Raw genomic sequence first — 16325 nt, forward strand, 5'->3', positions numbered from 1 at the left:
CAAGCGGAAGGATTCCGGCGTGGCGATGCTGGCCGCGGCCAGGCGCCCGGCCAGGAATGCTTCGCTTCATATTGACAGCGCCTGCCTGGCGGGGAACGACGGATCCCGGCTGGTGCGCAAACGGTAACGCCTGCGATGGACATCTTCGGTATTCCTCTGCCCGCCATGCTGTCCCAGTTACTGCTGGGACTGGTCAACGGTGCCTTTTACGCGATGTTGAGCCTCGGCCTTGCGGTCATCTTCGGGCTGCTCAACGTGATCAATTTCGCCCACGGGGCGTTGTTCATGCTCGGCGCGGTGCTGGCCTGGATGGGCATGGAGTACGCCGGGCTCAACTACTGGGTGATGCTCGTGCTGTCGCCGCTGGCGGTGGCACTGATCGGCATCGTGATCGAGCGCACCATGCTGCGCTGGATCTACAAGCTGGATCATATCTACGGGCTGCTGCTCACACTCGGTATCACGCTGGTGATCGAGGGCATCTTCCGTTCGATCTACGGTGTGTCCGGCCTGCCGTACTCGGCGCCGGAGGCGCTCAGCGGCGCCACCGACCTTGGCTTCATGATCCTGCCGAACTACCGGGCCTGGGTGGTGGCGGCCTCGCTGGTGGTGTGCTTCTCCACCTGGTACCTGATCGAGAAGACCAAGCTGGGCGCCTACCTGCGCGCCGGCACGGAGAACCCGAAGATGGTCGAGGCCTTTGGCGTCAACGTGCCGCTGATGGTGACGCTGACCTACGGTTTCGGCGTTGCGCTGGCGGCGTTTGCCGGCGTGCTGGCGGCGCCTGTGATCCAGATCTCGCCACTGATGGGGCAGAGCCTGATCATCATCGTGTTCGCCGTGGTGGTGATCGGCGGGATGGGCTCGATCATGGGTTCGATCCTGACCGGCCTGGGCCTGGGCGTGATCGAGGGCCTGACCAAGGTGTTCTATCCCGAGGCCTCGTCCACGGTGGTGTTCTTCATCATGGTGATCGTGCTGATGCTGCGCCCGGCCGGTCTGTTCGGGAGGGAGAAGTGATGAGCCAACCAAACAGCGCGGCGGCGGCCGCAGGGCAGGCAGGGCAGACAAGACAGGGGCGTGGCGTGCAGAAGAAACTGTTGTACGGATTGTTGCTGCTGGCGCTGATCGTGGCGCCGATGGCCGGGGCCTATCCGGTGTTCGTGCTGAAGGTGCTGTGCTTCGCGCTGTTCGCGTGCGCCTTCAACCTGCTAATCGGCTATACCGGGCTGCTGTCGTTCGGGCATGCCGCCTTCTTCGGCGGCGCGGCCTACACGGCCGGCCACGCGATGAAGGCATGGGGCGTCACGCCCGAGGTCGGGCTGCTGCTGGGCACGCTGGGCGGTGCCCTGATCGGCTATGTGGTCGGCTACATCGCGATCCGGCGCCAGGGCATCTACTTCGCGATGATCACGCTGGCGCTGGCGCAGATGCTGTTCTTCTTCTGCCTGCAGGTGCCATACACGGGTGGCGAGGACGGCCTGCAGGGCATACCGCGCGGCAAGCTGTTCGGCCTGCTGCCGCTGGACAACGACCTGACGCTGTACTACGTGGCGCTGGCGATCATCGTGGCGGCCTTCGCGCTGATCGTGCGCACGGTGCATTCCCCGTTCGGCCAGATCCTCAAGGCCATCAAGGAGAACGAGCCGCGTACCATCTCGCTGGGCTACGATACCGACCGCTTCAAGCTGATGGTTTTTGTGCTGTCAGCGGCGCTTTCCGGGTTGGCGGGTTCGATCAAGGCGCTGGTGCTGGGCTTCGCCACCTTGACGGATGTGCACTGGTCGATGTCGGGCTCGGTGATCCTGATGACGCTGGTGGGCGGGCTGGGTACCCTATCGGGCCCGCTGGTCGGCGCCTTCGTGGTGGTGGCCCTGGAGAACAAGCTGGGCGACATCGGCAACTTCCTGGCATCGGTGACGGGCATCCAGTGGTTTGGCTCGCTGGGCGAGTCCGTCACCATGGTGATCGGCGTGATCTTCGTGATCTGCGTGCTGACCTTCCGCCGCGGCATCATGGGGGAACTGCTGGCCCGCTTCGGGAAGACCCGGGAGTGACTGCGGGGCAACATGCCCGCTTTTGGGGCTAGGGTTTCTTCTAGCTTGCTCGAAACGCACCGCTTAGTTACATTCCATATACGGTTTTCGCAGGTTAAATGGAGGCGGAAGCGAGGAGACGACAGGCGCGCAGTCACTAGGCTGGAGTGCCAATATAAGATGAAGGCGTTGCCGGGTGATCCCTGGCAACGCCTTTTTTAATGCCCGTTTGTAGTGCATGGGTGCACCCTGCGCTGCGAAACCGGCGCACGAGTGCCCGGAAGCGCATGAGACAATGCTGCCTTGCCATCGGGCCAGCCATGCCTTCAGATTTCCCTTCCCCCAATCCTTCCCCGCCGGACCCCGCTGATTCGCCAGTGCTTCCAGGCGGTCCGCAGCGCTTGGTACGGCTGGCCACCATGGCGGATGCCGGTATGTTGTGCACCTGGCTGCAGTCGCGGCAGACCATGCCCATTGCTGCCGCGCGCGCCCGGCAGGCGCTGGTGGAGAACCTGCTGGCCCGGCCCGAGCGGGGCGTCTGCGTGCTGGCGATGAGCGAGGGTGCCCCGGCGCCGCCATTGCTGGGCTGCCTGCCGGTGGTGCTGGTACCACACCTCGAACTGTCCGGCCTGGCCGCGCTCGCCGCGGAATGGTGGACCAGCGCGGCAGCGGCGCAAGAGGAGGCCGCCTTGCTGCTCGCCTGCTGCGACCTGCTGGCCGACTGGTGCCGCGCCCACGGCGTGCGGCACTTGCTGCTGGCGCCGGCGCTGCTGGGCGCGCCACAGGCGGCGGGCTTCGTGGCGCATGCCAGCGGCCTGTGGCATCGCAACCTGTCCCCGGCGCCCAAGGTGCTCGGCTGACGTTGCGATGCGGGTTAATCCGGCTACCGGGGCGATATGGCTGTTGCTAGACTCGCTACGCATTCCCGACCGTGCGGTCGGTGAATGAGCGGCCGGTCCGGCGCGCCATGGCTTAGCGTGGCAAGCCGTGCCGAGCGCCGCCGGGGATCACGCGCAGGACGGGAGACGGGGCGCGGCGCATCTGGATGCGCCATCCGCCCCGGGGTAGCAGGCAGGCGCCGGCGTTGCGCATGCGGAGGGGCCCGCAAGGGCGCCACCATGAAAAGGACAAGAAAGACAACAAGACCAGATCGGGGCATCCGACTGGCAGGAGGCCGGGACGGATGCCTTTTCCGTTTGCCGCAATGGAAGGAGACACGATGACATTCAAGCGCGCCAGCCTGCTGGCTTTCGCTGCCGCCAGCCTGTGTGCCGGCACCGCCAGCGCCCAGGTCAAGGTCGGGGTAACGCTATCGGCCACGGGACCCGCGGCTTCGCTGGGCATCCCGGAGAAGAACACCATCTCGCTGCTGCCCAGGGAGATCGCCGGCAAGAAGATCGAGTACATCGTGCTCGACGACGCATCGGATACCACCACCGCAGTCAAGAACACGCGCAAGCTGATCAGCGAGGACAAGGTAGACGTGGTGGTGGGCTCCACCGTCACGCCCAACTCGCTGGCCATGGTTGACGTTGTTGCCGAGAACGAGACGCCGATGATCACGATGGCCGCGTCGGCCCGCATCATCGAGCCGATGGACGCCAAGCGCTACTGGGTCTTCAAGACGCCGCAGAACGACTCGCTCATGGCAACGGCCATTGCCGAGCACATGACCAACCACAACGTGAAGACGGTGGCCTTTATCGGCTTCGCGGATGCCTACGGCGATAGCTGGGCGCAGGAGTTCGCCAAGGTGGCGGAGATGCGCAAGCTCAAGGTGGTGGCCAACGAACGCTTCGCGCGCACCGATACCTCGGTCACCGGCCAGGTGCTCAAGATGATGGGGAGCAATCCCGATGCGGTGCTGATCGCTGGTTCGGGTACGCCCGCCGCGCTGCCCGCCAAGGCGCTCAAGGAGCGCGGCTGGAAGGGCAAGATCTACCAGACCCACGGTGTGGCCAACCCCGACTTCCTGCGCGTGTGCGGCAAGGATTGCGAAGGCACCTTCCTGCCGGCCGGTCCCCTGCTGGTGGCCGAGCAACTGCCTGACACCAACCCGGTCAAGAAGCCGGCCATCACCTACAAGACGACGTACGAGAAGGCGTTCGGCGGCCAGGTTTCGACCTTCGGCGGCCATGCCTGGGACGCAGGCCTGCTGCTGCAGCACGCCATTCCCGAGGCGCTGAAAAAGGGCCAGCCGGGTACCAAGGAGTTCCGCAAGGCGCTGCGCGATGCGATGGAGCAGACCAAGGAACTGCCGGTTTCGCACGGCATCATGAATATGACGCCGACGGACCACCTCGGCCTGGATCAGCGCGCGCGCGTGATGGTGGAGATCGTCGACGGCAAGTGGAAGTTGCAGACCAGGTAAGACTGCCGGCCTGGGTGCACGCAGCGCAGCGAGGGCGCATGGCCAGCCATGCGCCCTTTTTGTTGGGCGCGCCCGGCAGTGCGCACTTATTTAACGTGTTGGTTGCCCCGCCTGCCATGGCGGATGGCCGATGTGGCATTGCGCAACCCAAGGGTTCGTCGGTATTTTTGCCAGGCGTAAGTGCCTTACCATTTCGTAATTTGCAATCCAACCAGCCAGCCGGCCTCCCTCGCCGGCCGGCTCATCAACAATACGGGGAGACAATGGACCTCTCGATCGCCGCCATCCTGGCGCAGGACGGGATCACCTCGGGCGCCATCTATGCGTTGCTCGCGCTGGCCCTGGTGCTGGTGTTCTCCGTGACCCGCGTCATCTTCATTCCGCAAGGGGAGTTCGTCGCCTATGGCGCGCTGACGCTGGCGGCGATCCAGTCAGGCCATGCGCCGCAAAGCAGCTGGCTGCTGCTGGTCATGGGCGTGCTGACCTTTCTCTACGAGACGATCACCATGCTGCGCAGCGCCGAACTGCGCCGTACCGCCGCAAGGCGACTGGCGGTGCTGGCCGGGAAGTACCTGGTCTTCCCGCTGGCCGTGCATCTGCTGGCGCAGAATTTCGACGGGCAGTCGATGCCGATTCCGGCGCAGGTCGCGCTGGCCCTGCTGATCGTGATTCCGCTCGGCCCCATGCTGTACCGCCTGGCTTACCAGCCGCTGGCGGAGGCCAGCACGCTGGTGCTGCTGATCGTCTCGGTGGGCGTGCACTTCGCGCTGGTCGGGCTGGGCCTGGTGATGTTCGGTGCCGAAGGTTCGCGCACCACGCCGTTCTCCGAGGCCCGCTTCGAAGTGGGGAGCCTGACGATCTCCGGCCAGAGCCTGTGGGTGGTCGGCGTATCGGCATTGCTGATCGTGGGGCTGTATTTCTACTTCGAGCGCACCATCGCCGGCAAGGCGCTGCGTGCCACCGCTGTCAATCGGCTCGGCGCGCGCCTGGTGGGCATCGGCACGACCCAGGCCGGGCGGCTGTCGTTCACGCTCGCGGCGGCGATGGGCGCGCTGTGCGGCATCCTGATTGCGCCGCTGACCACGGTCTACTACGAATCGGGCTTCCTGATCGGCCTGAAGGGATTTGTCGGCGCCATCGTTGGCGGCCTGGTGAGTTATCCGGTGGCGGCTGCCGGCGCCATCCTGGTGGGGCTGCTCGAATCCTATTCCTCCTTCTGGGCGAGCGCCTTCAAGGAGGTCATCGTGTTCACCCTGATCCTGCCCGTGCTGCTGTGGCGCTCGCTGGCCAGCAAGCATGTGGAAGACGAGGAATAAGGGACACGCCATGAACGCAAACCTCAAGAACCGAATTTTCCTGCTGGCCTTCGCGGCGGTGCTGGGATTGTTGCCGGTGCTGCCCACGCCCGAGTTCTGGATCACGCTGGGCAACTATATAGGCCTGTACAGCATCGTTGCCATCGGGCTGGTGCTGCTCACCGGCGTGGGCGGCATGATCTCCTTCGGGCAGGGCGCCTTCGTTGGCCTGGGTGCCTACAGCACGGCGTATCTCAGCACGCAGTTCGGGCTGTCGCCGTGGCTCGGCCTGCTGGCGGGGCTGGTCATCACGATGGCCTCGGCCTATGTGATCGGGCTGATCACCATGCGCATGTCCGGGCACTACCTGCCGCTGGCCACCATCGCCTGGGGGCTGTCGCTGTTCTTCCTGTTCGGCAACCTGGAGTTCCTCGGCAAGTACGACGGCCTCAACGGGATTCCGGTGCTGCACCTGCCCGGTATCGACCTGGCCTCCGGCCGCTCGATGTTCTACCTGATCTGGGCCGTGGTGCTGCTGGCGGTGATAGCCATGCAGAACCTGCTCAACTCGCGCCCGGGCCGCGCCATCCGCGCGCTCAAGGGCGGCGGCACCATGGCCGAGGCGATGGGCGTCAACACTGCGTGGATGAAGGTCGTGATCTTCGTGGTGGCGGCGATGCTCGCCTGCATCTCGGGCTTCCTCTACGCGCATCTGCAGCGCGCGGTGAACCCCACGCCGTTTGGCCTGAACTATGGCATCGAGTATCTGTTCATGGCGGTGGTGGGCGGCGCGGGCCATGTGTGGGGCGCGGTGCTCGGCGCGGGTATTCTCACCATCCTGAAGGACGTGCTGCAAGGCGTGCTGCCCAAGCTGCTGGGCGCCAACGGCAACTTCGAAACCATCGTGTTCGGCGTGCTGATGGTGCTGCTGCTGCAATACGCGCGCGATGGCATCTGGCCGTTTATCAAGAAGCTGTTCCCGAGCGGGCCGCCGGTGGTGGCACCGGCGCAGGCCGAGCTTCTGCCGCTGCGCGCGAAGCCGCAGGCTGGTGAACTGATTCTCGATGTGAGGGCGGCGCGCAAGGAGTTTGGCGGGCTGGTGGCGGTCAACGACGTCAGCTTCCAGGTACGCGCCGGTGAAATCATCGGCCTGATCGGTCCCAACGGCGCGGGCAAGTCCACCACCTTCAATCTCGTCACCGGCGTGCTGCCCGCCACGCGCGGCGAAGTGCGCTATCGTGGCGAGCAGATCTCCGGGCTGCCCTCGCGCGAGATCGTCAAGCGCGGCATTGGCCGTACCTTCCAGCACGTGCATCTGCTGCCGACCATGACTGTCCTGGAGAACGTGGCGATCGGCGCGCACCTGCGTGGCGATTTCGCGGCGCAGGGCGGCGTGACCGCGGCGATCCTGCGCATGAACAGGAACGAAGAAGCGAAGCTGCTGCATGAAGCCGCGCGCCAGCTCGAACGCGTGGGCCTGGCCGACTGCATGTACATGGAAGCCGGCAGCCTCGCGCTGGGCCAGCAACGTATTCTGGAGATCGCGCGTGCACTGTGCTGCGATCCCGCGCTGCTGCTGCTCGACGAGCCAGCCGCGGGTCTGCGCTACAAGGAGAAGCAGGGGCTTGCCGAGCTGTTGAAGAAGCTCAAGGGCGAGGGTATGAGCGTGCTGCTGGTCGAGCACGACATGGACTTCGTGATGAATCTCACCGACCGCCTGGTGGTGATGGAATTTGGTACGCGCATCGCGCAAGGCGTACCCGAGGAAATACAGAAGAACCCGGCGGTGCTCGAGGCCTATCTCGGCGGCGTGGAGTAAGGAAACGACAATGAGCCCGATCCTCGAAGTCAAGGACCTTCATGTGCGCTACGGCAAGGTCGAAGCGGTGCACGGCGCCAACCTGAAAGTGGAGGCAGGCAAGATCGTCACGGTCATTGGTCCCAACGGCGCGGGCAAGTCCACGATGCTCAACGCGATCATGGGTGCGCTGCCGGTGATTGGGTCCTCGACCGGCATGGTGACGTATCTCGGCCATGATCTCGCCGGCTTGCCGGTAGAGGGCCGCGTGGCGCGCGGCATGTGCCTGGTGCCGGAGACGCGCGAGCTGTTCGGCTCGATGAGCGTGGCGGACAACCTGGTGCTCGGCGCGTATCGCCGCAAGCGTGCCGGCGAGAAGAATTTCCTCGACCAGATGGAAGTGGTCTATGGGCTGTTCCCGCGCTTGAAGGAGCGGGCGAGGCAGGATGCCGGCACGCTGTCCGGCGGCGAGCGCCAGATGCTTGCGCTGGGCCGCGCGCTGATGGCCAAGCCGCTGTTGCTGATGCTGGATGAGCCGAGCCTTGGGCTGGCGCCGCTGATCGTGAAGGAGATCTTCCACATCATCAATGACCTGCGAAAGACGGGGGTGGCGACGCTGCTGATCGAGCAGAATGCGCGGGCTGCGCTGCAGGTGGCGGACTATGGGTACGTGATCGAGACGGGCGATATGGCGATGGAGGGGCCGGCGGCGGAGCTGGCGGCTAATCCGAAGGTGATCGAGACGTATCTGGGGTTGGCGAAGAAGGCGGCCTAGCGCTACCGGTTTTTCAGATAATGCTTCGTATGAATAATAGCGAGTATTGTTCGCTACTATTATTCTTATGGTGCATTTTATGGCAAAGCCGGTGGGCCACGCTTCCAGTCCGCTGGAGAGCGCAGCGCCGGGTACGCTTTTCATTCGGGCTATAAATATATGAGCCGAGAAAATAAAGAAAATATTCTGTTTATGATTCTTGGATGGTAGGGTGGCGCATATATATTCGTCTTATGGATGAGATGTAAGAAATTATGCGATGTTCTATCTATCCAGCGAATTTACCTCGCCAAGTTGGAGCACGTCCGGATTCTGCGCCGCCATGTCGAGCAACCACGCCCGAAACTGCGCGAACGCTGGATGGTCCCGCCGCTCCCGCGGCACGCACAGGTAGTAGCCTCGCGTCAGCCGGATCGGCAAATCGAACGGCACCGCCACGCGTCCCGCGGCGATCTCATCTCGTACCAGGCAGCGCTGCAGCACCGCCACGCCCATATCCGCCTTGACCGCCTGCACCAGGATAGAGACCTGGTCGAAGCCCGTCGAAAGCGTGGGCGCAGCACTGGGTACGCCTGCGGCCCACAGCCAGTGCTGCCAGTTTTGCGGGGCGGTGGTGTGGTAGAGCAGGGGCTCGGCGAGCAGTTCGGCGGGCTCGGACCAGCGGCCTGCCTCGCGCCGCGCGCGGGCGCGGTCGGGGTGGCAGATGGGCACCATCTCGCTGCCGATGACGTAGTCGCTTTGCAGGCTTGGCCAGCGGTCTGGCGTGCCGGCCAGGATCGCGGCATCCGGCGCGGGGCCGGAAAAGTCCTCATCGCGCCGGTACGGCACGAAGTCCAGGCGGATCTCGGGATAGCGGCGGTGGAAGTCCGGCAGCCTTGGCACCAGCCACACACTGGCCAGCGTAGGCACGGCCGATAGCGTCAGGTGATGCTGGCGGTCACGGGCCAGGAGGGCGGCGCTGGCGTTCTCGATGGCCGCCAGCGGGCCGGCTACCGCGTCGAGCAGCTGCCGGCCGGCATCCGTGAGGGTCAAGCGGTGCGCATTGCGCTGGAGCAGGGGTTGCCCGAAATGCGATTCCAGTCGGGAGATGGCGCGGCTGATGGCACCCTGCGTGACGCAAAGATCCTCGGCCGCGCGCGTGAAGCTGCCCAGCCGCGCGGCGGCGGCAAAGGCATGCAGTTCGGACATCGAGGGCGAGCGCAGCCGCATGGAGTAGGGGAGGGGTTGGGTCGAGAATGAGTTTTTGTAATGCAACCGTGCAATATAGTCGTTTGTGCGGACTCGGTAAACTCCCGACACTTGGCGAGCCAACCCATATAAATCCAAGGAGAAGTCCGCATGACCCGAGTCCTATCGCCGCGCCGGCATTTTGTCCTGTCTTGCCTGGCGGCATGCGCCAGCCTCGTCGCTGCCGGCGGCGCGCAGGCGCAGGCCAGCTATCCGAACAAGCCGATTCGGCTGGTCGTGCCCTTTGCCGCGGGCGGCTCCACCGACCTATCGGCGCGCCTGGTGGCAGAGTTTGTCGGCCGCGAACTGGGTCAGACCATCGTGGTGGACAACAAGGGTGGGGCGGGCGGCTCCATCGGCATGGAGATGGTGGCGCGCTCGGCGCCGGATGGCTACACGATCGGCATGGCCACCGTGAGCACGCATGGCTCGAACCCGGCCGTGTATCCGAAGCTTGGCTACGATCCGATCAAGGACTTTGCGCCGATCACCAATGTGGTGTCGATGCCAAGCGTATTCACGGTGCATCCGAGCGTGCCGGCGAAAACCATGCAGGAATTTGTTGCCCTGGCCAAGGCCAATCCGGGCAAGTATTCGGTTGCCTCGCCGGGCACGGGGACCCTCGGCCACGTAAATCTCGAGAATTTCCAGATGCTGGCCAAGATCGAGCTGCTGCATGTGYCGTACAAGGGCGCCGGTCTTGGGCTCAATGATGCGGTGGCAGGGCAGGTCAATGCAATCTCGGACAACCTGGCCTCCGCGCTGCCGCACGTGAAGTCGGGCCGCCTGCGCGCGCTGGCGGTGCTTGGCGCCGCGCGTTCGCCGCAGTTGCCAAACGTACCCACCTATGCGGAGCTCGGCTACAAGGAGATGGGCGATGGCGGCTGGTTCGGTATCGTGGCGCCGGCCGGCACGCCTCCCGCGATCGTGGACAAGCTGAACGCGGCCATCCGCAAGGCCATGCAGGTTCCCGAGTTCAAGCGCAAGGTGGAAGAGTCGGGCGGCACGCTGGTGCCGACCACGCCTGACCAGTTCAAGGCGCAGATCCAGCAGGCGATGGCGCGCTATGCACGCGTGGCCAAGGCCGCCAATATCAAGCTGGATTGATGGCATGACTGACAGCTTCGAACCCTTTGTCCAGTTCGCGCCGCAGGCGCAGGCCTTGCCGCTGGTGTGCGATTCGCCGCATAGCGGCACGCACTATCCGCAGGATTTTGACGCGGCCATCCCGGTGCAGCGGCTTCGCGGCGGCGAGGACACCCACGTGGAATCGCTGTGGGAAGCCGTGCCGCGCAGTGGCGGCACGCTGATCGCAGCGAATTTCCCGCGCGTCTATATCGATCCCAACCGTACGCTCGACGATCTGGATCCCGATTTGCTGGACGGTACCTGGCCCGAGCCGCTCTCGCCGGGCGAGAAGACGCGTCTTGGCTACGGACTGATCTGGCGCAATGTGGATGCGGCCACACCGATTTATGACCGCAAGCTCTCGCTGCAAGAGGTACGCGACCGGATCGATCGCTATTACCGTCCGTACCACCAGGCGCTGTCGGCGGCCGTGGAGGAGACCTACCGCCGCTTCGGCGCGGTCTGGCACCTGAACCTGCACTCGATGCCGAACAATGCCTATGAGCGGCTCAAGATCCAAAGCCCCCATCCACTTGCCGACTTCGTGCTGGGGGACCGGGATGGCACGACCTGCGAGCCGGGCTTCGTAGACCTGGTGGCTTCCGAGCTGCGGGCGCTTGGCTACACGGTGGCGCGCAATGATCCGTACAAAGGCGTGCAACTGATCGCGCAGATTGGCCGTCCGGCGGAGCGCCGCAATAGTCTGCAGATCGAAATCCGTAGGCCGCTGTATATGGACGAGGTGACGCGCGAGCGCAACGCCGGGTTCAAGCAGCTTCAGGCCGACCTGGGCCGCTTGGTTGAACGCATCGCTGCTTACTTGCAGACGCAGGGCAGGGCATAGCGCCTCCTCGCGAACCAATCCGAACAGCCAGCCGGGCCATTGAGCCCGGCTTTTTTGTTTCACGTGGAACACACCCGGGTTGTGCATGCGGCATGTTTCACGTGAAACATGCTGCGGCACAGGGACGCCACAGCGATTGCCGTTATAATTCGGCATCCCGTTCATCCCCGCCAGCCTCCCGGAGGAGGTACCTCCATGCTTTACCCAAAAGAATTCGATGTCATTGTCGTCGGTGGTGGCCACGCCGGCACGGAAGCCGCCCTCGCCGCAGCGCGTATGGGCTGCCAGACGCTGCTGCTGAGCCACAACATCGAGACCCTCGGCCAGATGAGCTGCAATCCGTCGATCGGCGGCATTGGCAAGGGCCATCTCGTCAAGGAGGTGGACGCGATGGGCGGCGCCATGGCGGCTGCCACGGATGAGTCGGGCATCCAGTTCCGCATCCTGAATTCCAGCAAGGGCCCGGCCGTGCGCGCCACCCGGGCCCAGGCCGATCGCGTGCAGTACCGCAAGGCGATCCGCACACGGCTGGAGAACCAGCCCAACCTGATGCTGTTCCAGCAGGCCGTGGATGACCTGGTGGTGGAGGGTGACCGCGTGGTCGGCGCCGTTACCCAGGTTGGCATCACCTTCCGCGCTCGCGCGGTTGTGCTGACTGCCGGTACCTTCCTCGACGGCAAGATTCACGTGGGACTGGATAACTACACGGGCGGTCGCGCTGGCGATCCCGCATCGGTATCGCTCTCCGCGCGCCTGAAGGAACTCAAGCTGCCGCAAGGCCGCTTGAAGACTGGCACGCCGCCGCGCATCGACGGCCGCACCATCGACTTCTCGGTGATGGAGGAGCAGCCGGGTGATCTCGACCCGGTGCCAGTCTTCTCCTTCCTCGGGCGCGCCGAGCAGCACCCGCAGCAACTGCCGTGCTGGATCACGCATACCAATAGCCGCACCCACGACATCATTCGTGGCGGCCTCGATCGTTCGCCGATGTACACCGGTGTGATCGAAGGGGTAGGGCCGCGCTACTGCCCGAGTATCGAAGACAAGATCCACCGTTTTGCCGGCAAGGACAGTCACCAGATCTTCCTGGAACCGGAGGGGTTGACGACCAATGAGTTCTACCCCAACGGGATCTCGACCAGCCTGCCGTTCGACGTGCAACTTGCCCTGGTGCATTCCATCCGTGGCATGGAGAACGCGCATATCCTGCGGCCCGGCTACGCCATCGAGTACGACTACTTCGATCCGCGTGCGCTGAAGGCCTCGCTGGAGTCCAAGGCGATTCGTGGGCTGTTTTTTGCCGGGCAGATCAACGGCACCACTGGCTACGAAGAAGCCGCGGCACAGGGCCTGCTGGCCGGCATCAACGCCGGCTGCTTCGTGCGGGAGCGCGATGCCTGGACTCCCCGTCGGGACCAGGCCTATCTTGGGGTTCTGGTCGACGATCTGATCACCCGCGGGGTCTCGGAACCATACCGAATGTTCACCAGCCGCGCAGAGTTCCGGTTGAGCCTGCGCGAAGATAATGCCGATATGCGACTGACCGAGGCCGGACGGGAGCTGGGCGTGGTCGATGATGTGCGCTGGGATGCCTTCAATCGGAAGCGTGACGCTGTTTCACGTGAAACAGAGCGCTTGAAGAGTACCTGGGTCAATCCGAGCCTGCTGCCGGAAGCGGATGCAGTACCGTTGCTAGGTAAGGCGATCGAGCGTGAGTACAACCTCGCAGATTTGCTGCGCCGTCCGGCAGTCACGTATGACGCACTGATGGCACTGCAGGATGGCAAGTTCGCACCGGCTCAAGCACTCGATGCGGATCCGCTGCTGGTCGAACAAATCAGCGAGCAGATCGAGATCGGTATCAAGTACCACGGCTATATCGCCCGCCAGGCGGCCGAGGTGGATAAGCTGGAAGCCAACGAATCCACGCGCCTGCCCGAGAACTTCGATTACACCGAAGTGCGCGGCCTTGGCATCGAGGTCGGCCAGAAGCTGAACCAGCATCGCCCCGAAACGCTCGGCCAGGCGTCACGTATATCCGGCGTCACGCCGGCGGCGATTTCGCTGCTGCTTGTCCATCTGAAGAAGAAGGGCATGGGGCGTACCAAGTCCGACTCCAGCCAAGAGGCCGCCTGAGTGAGGAACCAACGCTACGCGGCCGTGGACGATGCCGACCAGCGCCGCCGCATGGAGGCGGGCTTGTCCGCCATCGGCCTGGTTCTTTCCGCGCCGCAGATCGACCAGTTGTTTGCCTACCTTGCGCTGCTGCGCAAATGGAACGGCGTCTATAACCTGACCGCCATCCGTCATCCCGACGAAATGCTGACCCACCACATGCTGGATTCGCTGGCCGCCGTGCCGGCGCTGGCGGAGGCGGCGCGTGCCGCCGCGGTGGAGGAGGGCGCGCGCGGCCGGGTGCTCGACGTGGGTTCGGGCGGCGGCATGCCCGGGCTGCCGCTGGCCATCGCCTGTCCCGACGTGTCGGTGTTGATGGTCGACATCGTGCAAAAGAAAACAGCCTTTCTCACGCAGTGCCGGGCGCAGCTCGGCCTGTCCAATGCCGCTGCCCATTGGGGTCCGGTGGAAAAGCTGGAAGACGACAAGGGCTATGCGGTCATCACGTCGCGCGCGTTTGCCGAGCTGAGCGATTTCGTTTCGCTCGCTGGCCACCTGCTGGCGCCGAACGGCAAGCTGATCGCAATGAAGGGCGTTTATCCCCAGCCCGAGCTCGACCGCATGGAAGCGGCCGGGCTGATGGCCGGGTGGCAGGTCGAGGCGATACCGCGCCTGACCGTGCCGGAGCTGGACGCAGAGCGTCACCTGGTGGTGCTGTCGCGCCGTTGACCCGGCCGGTGGTTATCGCCGGCGTCCACCCCCGGCAGGTAGAAATCAAGCAGGAGCAGCAGGAGCATATGGCCAAGGTATTCGCGATCGCAAACCAGAAGGGCGGCGTCGGCAAGACCACTACCACGGTGAACCTTGCCGCCGGTCTGGCGGCACAGGAGCAGCGCGTGTTGCTGGTCGACCTCGATCCGCAGGGCAATGCCTCGATGGGTTCCGGCATCGACAAGCAGTCTCTCGAACACAGCGTCTATCAGGTGCTGGTCGGCCTGTCCTCTGTGGCCCAGGCACGCCAGCATTCCGAGTCCGGCAAGTACGATGTGCTGCCCGCCAACCGCGAGCTGGCCGGCGCGGAAGTGGAACTGGTCGAACTGGACCAGCGCGAGCGCCGGCTCAGGAACGCGCTTTCCGAAGTCGCTGACGAGTACGATTTCGTGCTGATCGACTGCCCGCCGTCGCTCTCGCTGCTGACCCTCAACGGATTGTGCGCGGCCAATGGCGTGATCGTGCCGATGCAGTGCGAGTACTTCGCGCTGGAAGGGCTGTCCGATCTGGTCAACACCATCAAGCAGGTGCAYGCCAATCTCAATCGGGACCTGAAGGTGATCGGTCTGCTACGTGTGATGTTTGATCCACGTGTCACATTGCAGCAACAGGTCTCCGCCCAGCTCGAATCGCATTTCGGCGAAAAGGTCTTCAAGACCATGATCCCCCGCAATGTGCGGCTGGCCGAAGCGCCGTCCTACGGCATACCTGGCGTGGCTTTCGATCCGTCCTCCAAGGGCGCCAAGGCTTACCTCGACTTCGGCGCGGAGATGATCGCGCGCGTCAAGCAACTCGGCTGAGTGCCGGGCTGAGATTCACTGTACTGAGATTCACCGTATACAGGATACCGACATGAGCACCGCGAAGAAGAAGGGCCTGGGCCGCGGACTGGAAGCCCTGCTGGGTGGGCCAGCCGAGATTGTCGATGCCGTCAGGCAGGAGGGCGCGCCGTCCGTGCTGCGACTGGACCAGCTCCAGCCGGGCAAGTACCAGCCGCGCACGCGCATGGACGAGGGCGCGCTGCAGGAGCTGGCCGCGAGCATTCGCGCCCAGGGTCTGATGCAGCCGATCCTGGTGCGCCGCGTGGCCGAGCCGGATCGTTACGAAATCATTGCCGGGGAGCGGCGCTTCCGCGCTTCCAGGATCGCCGGTCTCGAAGAAGTGCCGGTGCTGGTCAAGGACGTGGCCGACGAAGCCGCGGCCGCGATGGCGCTCATCGAGAATATCCAGCGCGAAGACCTCAATCCGCTGGAAGAAGCGCAAGGCATCATGCGCCTGGTGCGCGAATTCAGTTTCACGCACGAGCAGGCCGCCGAATCGGTAGGGCGCTCGCGCAGTGCGGTATCCAACCTGCTGCGATTGCTGAACCTGGCCCAGCCGGTGCAGACCATGCTGATGGCGGGCGATCTCGACATGGGTCACGCGCGCGCCTTGCTCTCTGTCGACGGCGCCAACCAGATCACGCTCGCCAACCAGATCGTCAACAAGCGCTTATCGGTGCGCGAGACCGAAAAGCTGGTAGCCGCCAACCTCAAGCCCTTCGACCTGAGGTTGCAGAAGCCGAACAACGGCGCGCCGGCGCGCGACGTCGCGCGCCTTGAGGAAGAACTATCCGATGTGCTCGGCCTGCCGGTGCAGATCAAGCTGGGCACGCGGGGCAAAGGTCATCTCACCATCCACTTCACCAGCAACGATGCGCTCGACGGTGTACTGACACGCCTGCGCGAGCCCGGCGAGATCCAGCCGCCCGCCAGAGCGGGGTTCCCGAAAATAGTGCGCGATTAACGGGCGGCCGTGCATGGTTCCAGTGCCACGGCCCGGCCGCGAATCGCTCTGCGCGAGGTCCTTGCAAAGGCGTTAAACAACCATGGTGCGCCGTCATCTCAAGGTGATTCAATTACCTGGCGCGTTATTGGTTGCCGTCGATCGCGCGCGCACCATTGGTGCGTGAGGATTGCAAGCCCA

Annotated in this window: 14 protein-coding genes; 13 read left to right on the forward strand and 1 reads right to left on the reverse strand. The window is 64.4% G+C overall.

Features of this window, described 5'->3' with window-relative positions; genetic code table 11:
- The first annotated feature begins 135 nt into the window (after positions 1–135).
- The 7 genes from AC1DQ3_RS19805 to AC1DQ3_RS19835 all read left to right on the forward strand — a co-directional run bounded on the left by AC1DQ3_RS19805 (position 136) and on the right by AC1DQ3_RS19835 (position 8275).
- Positions 136–1020 carry a branched-chain amino acid ABC transporter permease gene (locus AC1DQ3_RS19805; protein ID WP_477121854.1) on the forward strand — a complete coding sequence of 295 codons (885 nt, stop codon included), beginning with the start codon at positions 136–138 and terminating at the stop codon, positions 1018–1020.
- Positions 1020–2057 carry a branched-chain amino acid ABC transporter permease gene (locus tag AC1DQ3_RS19810; protein WP_477121855.1) on the forward strand — a complete coding sequence of 346 codons (1038 nt, stop codon included), beginning with the start codon at positions 1020–1022 and terminating at the stop codon, positions 2055–2057. Before AC1DQ3_RS19805 ends, AC1DQ3_RS19810 begins: the two co-directional genes overlap by 1 nt.
- A 413-nt stretch (positions 2058–2470) precedes the next feature.
- Positions 2471–2896 carry a hypothetical protein gene (locus AC1DQ3_RS19815; protein ID WP_477121856.1) on the forward strand — a complete coding sequence of 142 codons (426 nt, stop codon included), beginning with the start codon at positions 2471–2473 and terminating at the stop codon, positions 2894–2896.
- Positions 2897–3255: 359 nt separating this feature from the next.
- Entirely contained in the window at positions 3256–4407 is a 1152-nt protein-coding gene (locus AC1DQ3_RS19820; RefSeq protein ID WP_477121857.1) for an ABC transporter substrate-binding protein, read from the forward strand.
- Between the two features lie 263 nt (positions 4408–4670).
- Positions 4671–5723 carry a branched-chain amino acid ABC transporter permease gene (locus AC1DQ3_RS19825; RefSeq protein WP_477121858.1) on the forward strand — a complete coding sequence of 351 codons (1053 nt, stop codon included), beginning with the start codon at positions 4671–4673 and terminating at the stop codon, positions 5721–5723.
- 10 nt (positions 5724–5733) lie between these two features.
- Complete coding sequence (locus AC1DQ3_RS19830; protein ID WP_477121859.1) at positions 5734–7521, forward strand: branched-chain amino acid ABC transporter ATP-binding protein/permease; 1788 nt, start codon at positions 5734–5736, stop codon at positions 7519–7521.
- Between the two features lie 10 nt (positions 7522–7531).
- Positions 7532–8275 carry an ABC transporter ATP-binding protein gene (locus AC1DQ3_RS19835; RefSeq protein ID WP_477121860.1) on the forward strand — a complete coding sequence of 248 codons (744 nt, stop codon included), beginning with the start codon at positions 7532–7534 and terminating at the stop codon, positions 8273–8275.
- A 264-nt stretch (positions 8276–8539) separates the two neighbouring features.
- Here the strand turns inward: AC1DQ3_RS19835 and AC1DQ3_RS19840 are convergent, their stop codons facing one another.
- Positions 8540–9484 (reverse strand): LysR substrate-binding domain-containing protein, encoded by a 945-nt coding sequence (locus AC1DQ3_RS19840; protein WP_477121861.1) that lies wholly within the window; start codon positions 9482–9484, stop codon positions 8540–8542.
- Between the two features lie 129 nt (positions 9485–9613).
- Between AC1DQ3_RS19840 and AC1DQ3_RS19845 the strand changes: the two genes are divergently transcribed.
- The 6 genes from AC1DQ3_RS19845 (at position 9614) to AC1DQ3_RS19870 (ending at position 16145) form a co-directional block, all read left to right on the forward strand.
- Positions 9614–10609 carry a Bug family tripartite tricarboxylate transporter substrate binding protein gene (locus AC1DQ3_RS19845; RefSeq protein ID WP_477121862.1) on the forward strand — a complete coding sequence of 332 codons (996 nt, stop codon included), beginning with the start codon at positions 9614–9616 and terminating at the stop codon, positions 10607–10609.
- 4 nt (positions 10610–10613) lie between these two features.
- The gene (locus AC1DQ3_RS19850) at positions 10614–11474 is read left to right on the forward strand and encodes an N-formylglutamate amidohydrolase (RefSeq protein ID WP_477121863.1); all 861 of its coding nucleotides are present in this window, start codon (positions 10614–10616) and stop codon (positions 11472–11474) included.
- Positions 11475–11669: 195 nt separating this feature from the next.
- Entirely contained in the window at positions 11670–13610 is a 1941-nt protein-coding gene (gene mnmG, locus AC1DQ3_RS19855) for a tRNA uridine-5-carboxymethylaminomethyl(34) synthesis enzyme MnmG (protein ID WP_477121864.1), read from the forward strand.
- 51 nt (positions 13611–13661) lie between these two features.
- Positions 13662–14318, forward strand: coding sequence for a 16S rRNA (guanine(527)-N(7))-methyltransferase RsmG (gene rsmG, locus AC1DQ3_RS19860; RefSeq protein ID WP_477121934.1), 657 nt, complete (start codon positions 13662–13664; stop codon positions 14316–14318).
- Between the two features lie 68 nt (positions 14319–14386).
- Positions 14387–15160: a ParA family protein gene (locus tag AC1DQ3_RS19865; protein WP_477121865.1), complete on the forward strand. Its 774-nt coding sequence runs from the start codon at positions 14387–14389 to the stop codon at positions 15158–15160.
- Between the two features lie 52 nt (positions 15161–15212).
- Complete coding sequence (locus AC1DQ3_RS19870) at positions 15213–16145, forward strand: ParB/RepB/Spo0J family partition protein (protein ID WP_477121866.1); 933 nt, start codon at positions 15213–15215, stop codon at positions 16143–16145.
- Positions 16146–16325 lie beyond the last annotated feature (180 nt).

The organism is Cupriavidus sp. 01T418, assembly GCF_056398885.1.

What these genes read in the sequence shown, in the direction of transcription:
- AC1DQ3_RS19805 (WP_477121854.1), top strand. Translation starts at nt 136, where the DNA reads ATGGACATCTTCGGTATTCCTCTGCCCGCCATGCTGTCCCAGTTACTG.
- AC1DQ3_RS19810 (WP_477121855.1), top strand. Translation starts at nt 1,020, where the DNA reads ATGAGCCAACCAAACAGCGCGGCGGCGGCCGCAGGGCAGGCAGGGCAG.
- AC1DQ3_RS19815 (WP_477121856.1), top strand. Translation starts at nt 2,471, where the DNA reads ATGTTGTGCACCTGGCTGCAGTCGCGGCAGACCATGCCCATTGCTGCC.
- AC1DQ3_RS19820 (WP_477121857.1), top strand. Translation starts at nt 3,256, where the DNA reads ATGACATTCAAGCGCGCCAGCCTGCTGGCTTTCGCTGCCGCCAGCCTG.
- AC1DQ3_RS19825 (WP_477121858.1), top strand. Translation starts at nt 4,671, where the DNA reads ATGGACCTCTCGATCGCCGCCATCCTGGCGCAGGACGGGATCACCTCG.
- AC1DQ3_RS19830 (WP_477121859.1), top strand. Translation starts at nt 5,734, where the DNA reads ATGAACGCAAACCTCAAGAACCGAATTTTCCTGCTGGCCTTCGCGGCG.
- AC1DQ3_RS19835 (WP_477121860.1), top strand. Translation starts at nt 7,532, where the DNA reads ATGAGCCCGATCCTCGAAGTCAAGGACCTTCATGTGCGCTACGGCAAG.
- AC1DQ3_RS19840 (WP_477121861.1), bottom strand. Translation starts at nt 9,484, where the DNA reads ATGCGGCTGCGCTCGCCCTCGATGTCCGAACTGCATGCCTTTGCCGCC.
- AC1DQ3_RS19850 (WP_477121863.1), top strand. Translation starts at nt 10,614, where the DNA reads ATGACTGACAGCTTCGAACCCTTTGTCCAGTTCGCGCCGCAGGCGCAG.
- mnmG (WP_477121864.1), top strand. Translation starts at nt 11,670, where the DNA reads ATGCTTTACCCAAAAGAATTCGATGTCATTGTCGTCGGTGGTGGCCAC.
- rsmG (WP_477121934.1), top strand. Translation starts at nt 13,662, where the DNA reads ATGGAGGCGGGCTTGTCCGCCATCGGCCTGGTTCTTTCCGCGCCGCAG.
- AC1DQ3_RS19870 (WP_477121866.1), top strand. Translation starts at nt 15,213, where the DNA reads ATGAGCACCGCGAAGAAGAAGGGCCTGGGCCGCGGACTGGAAGCCCTG.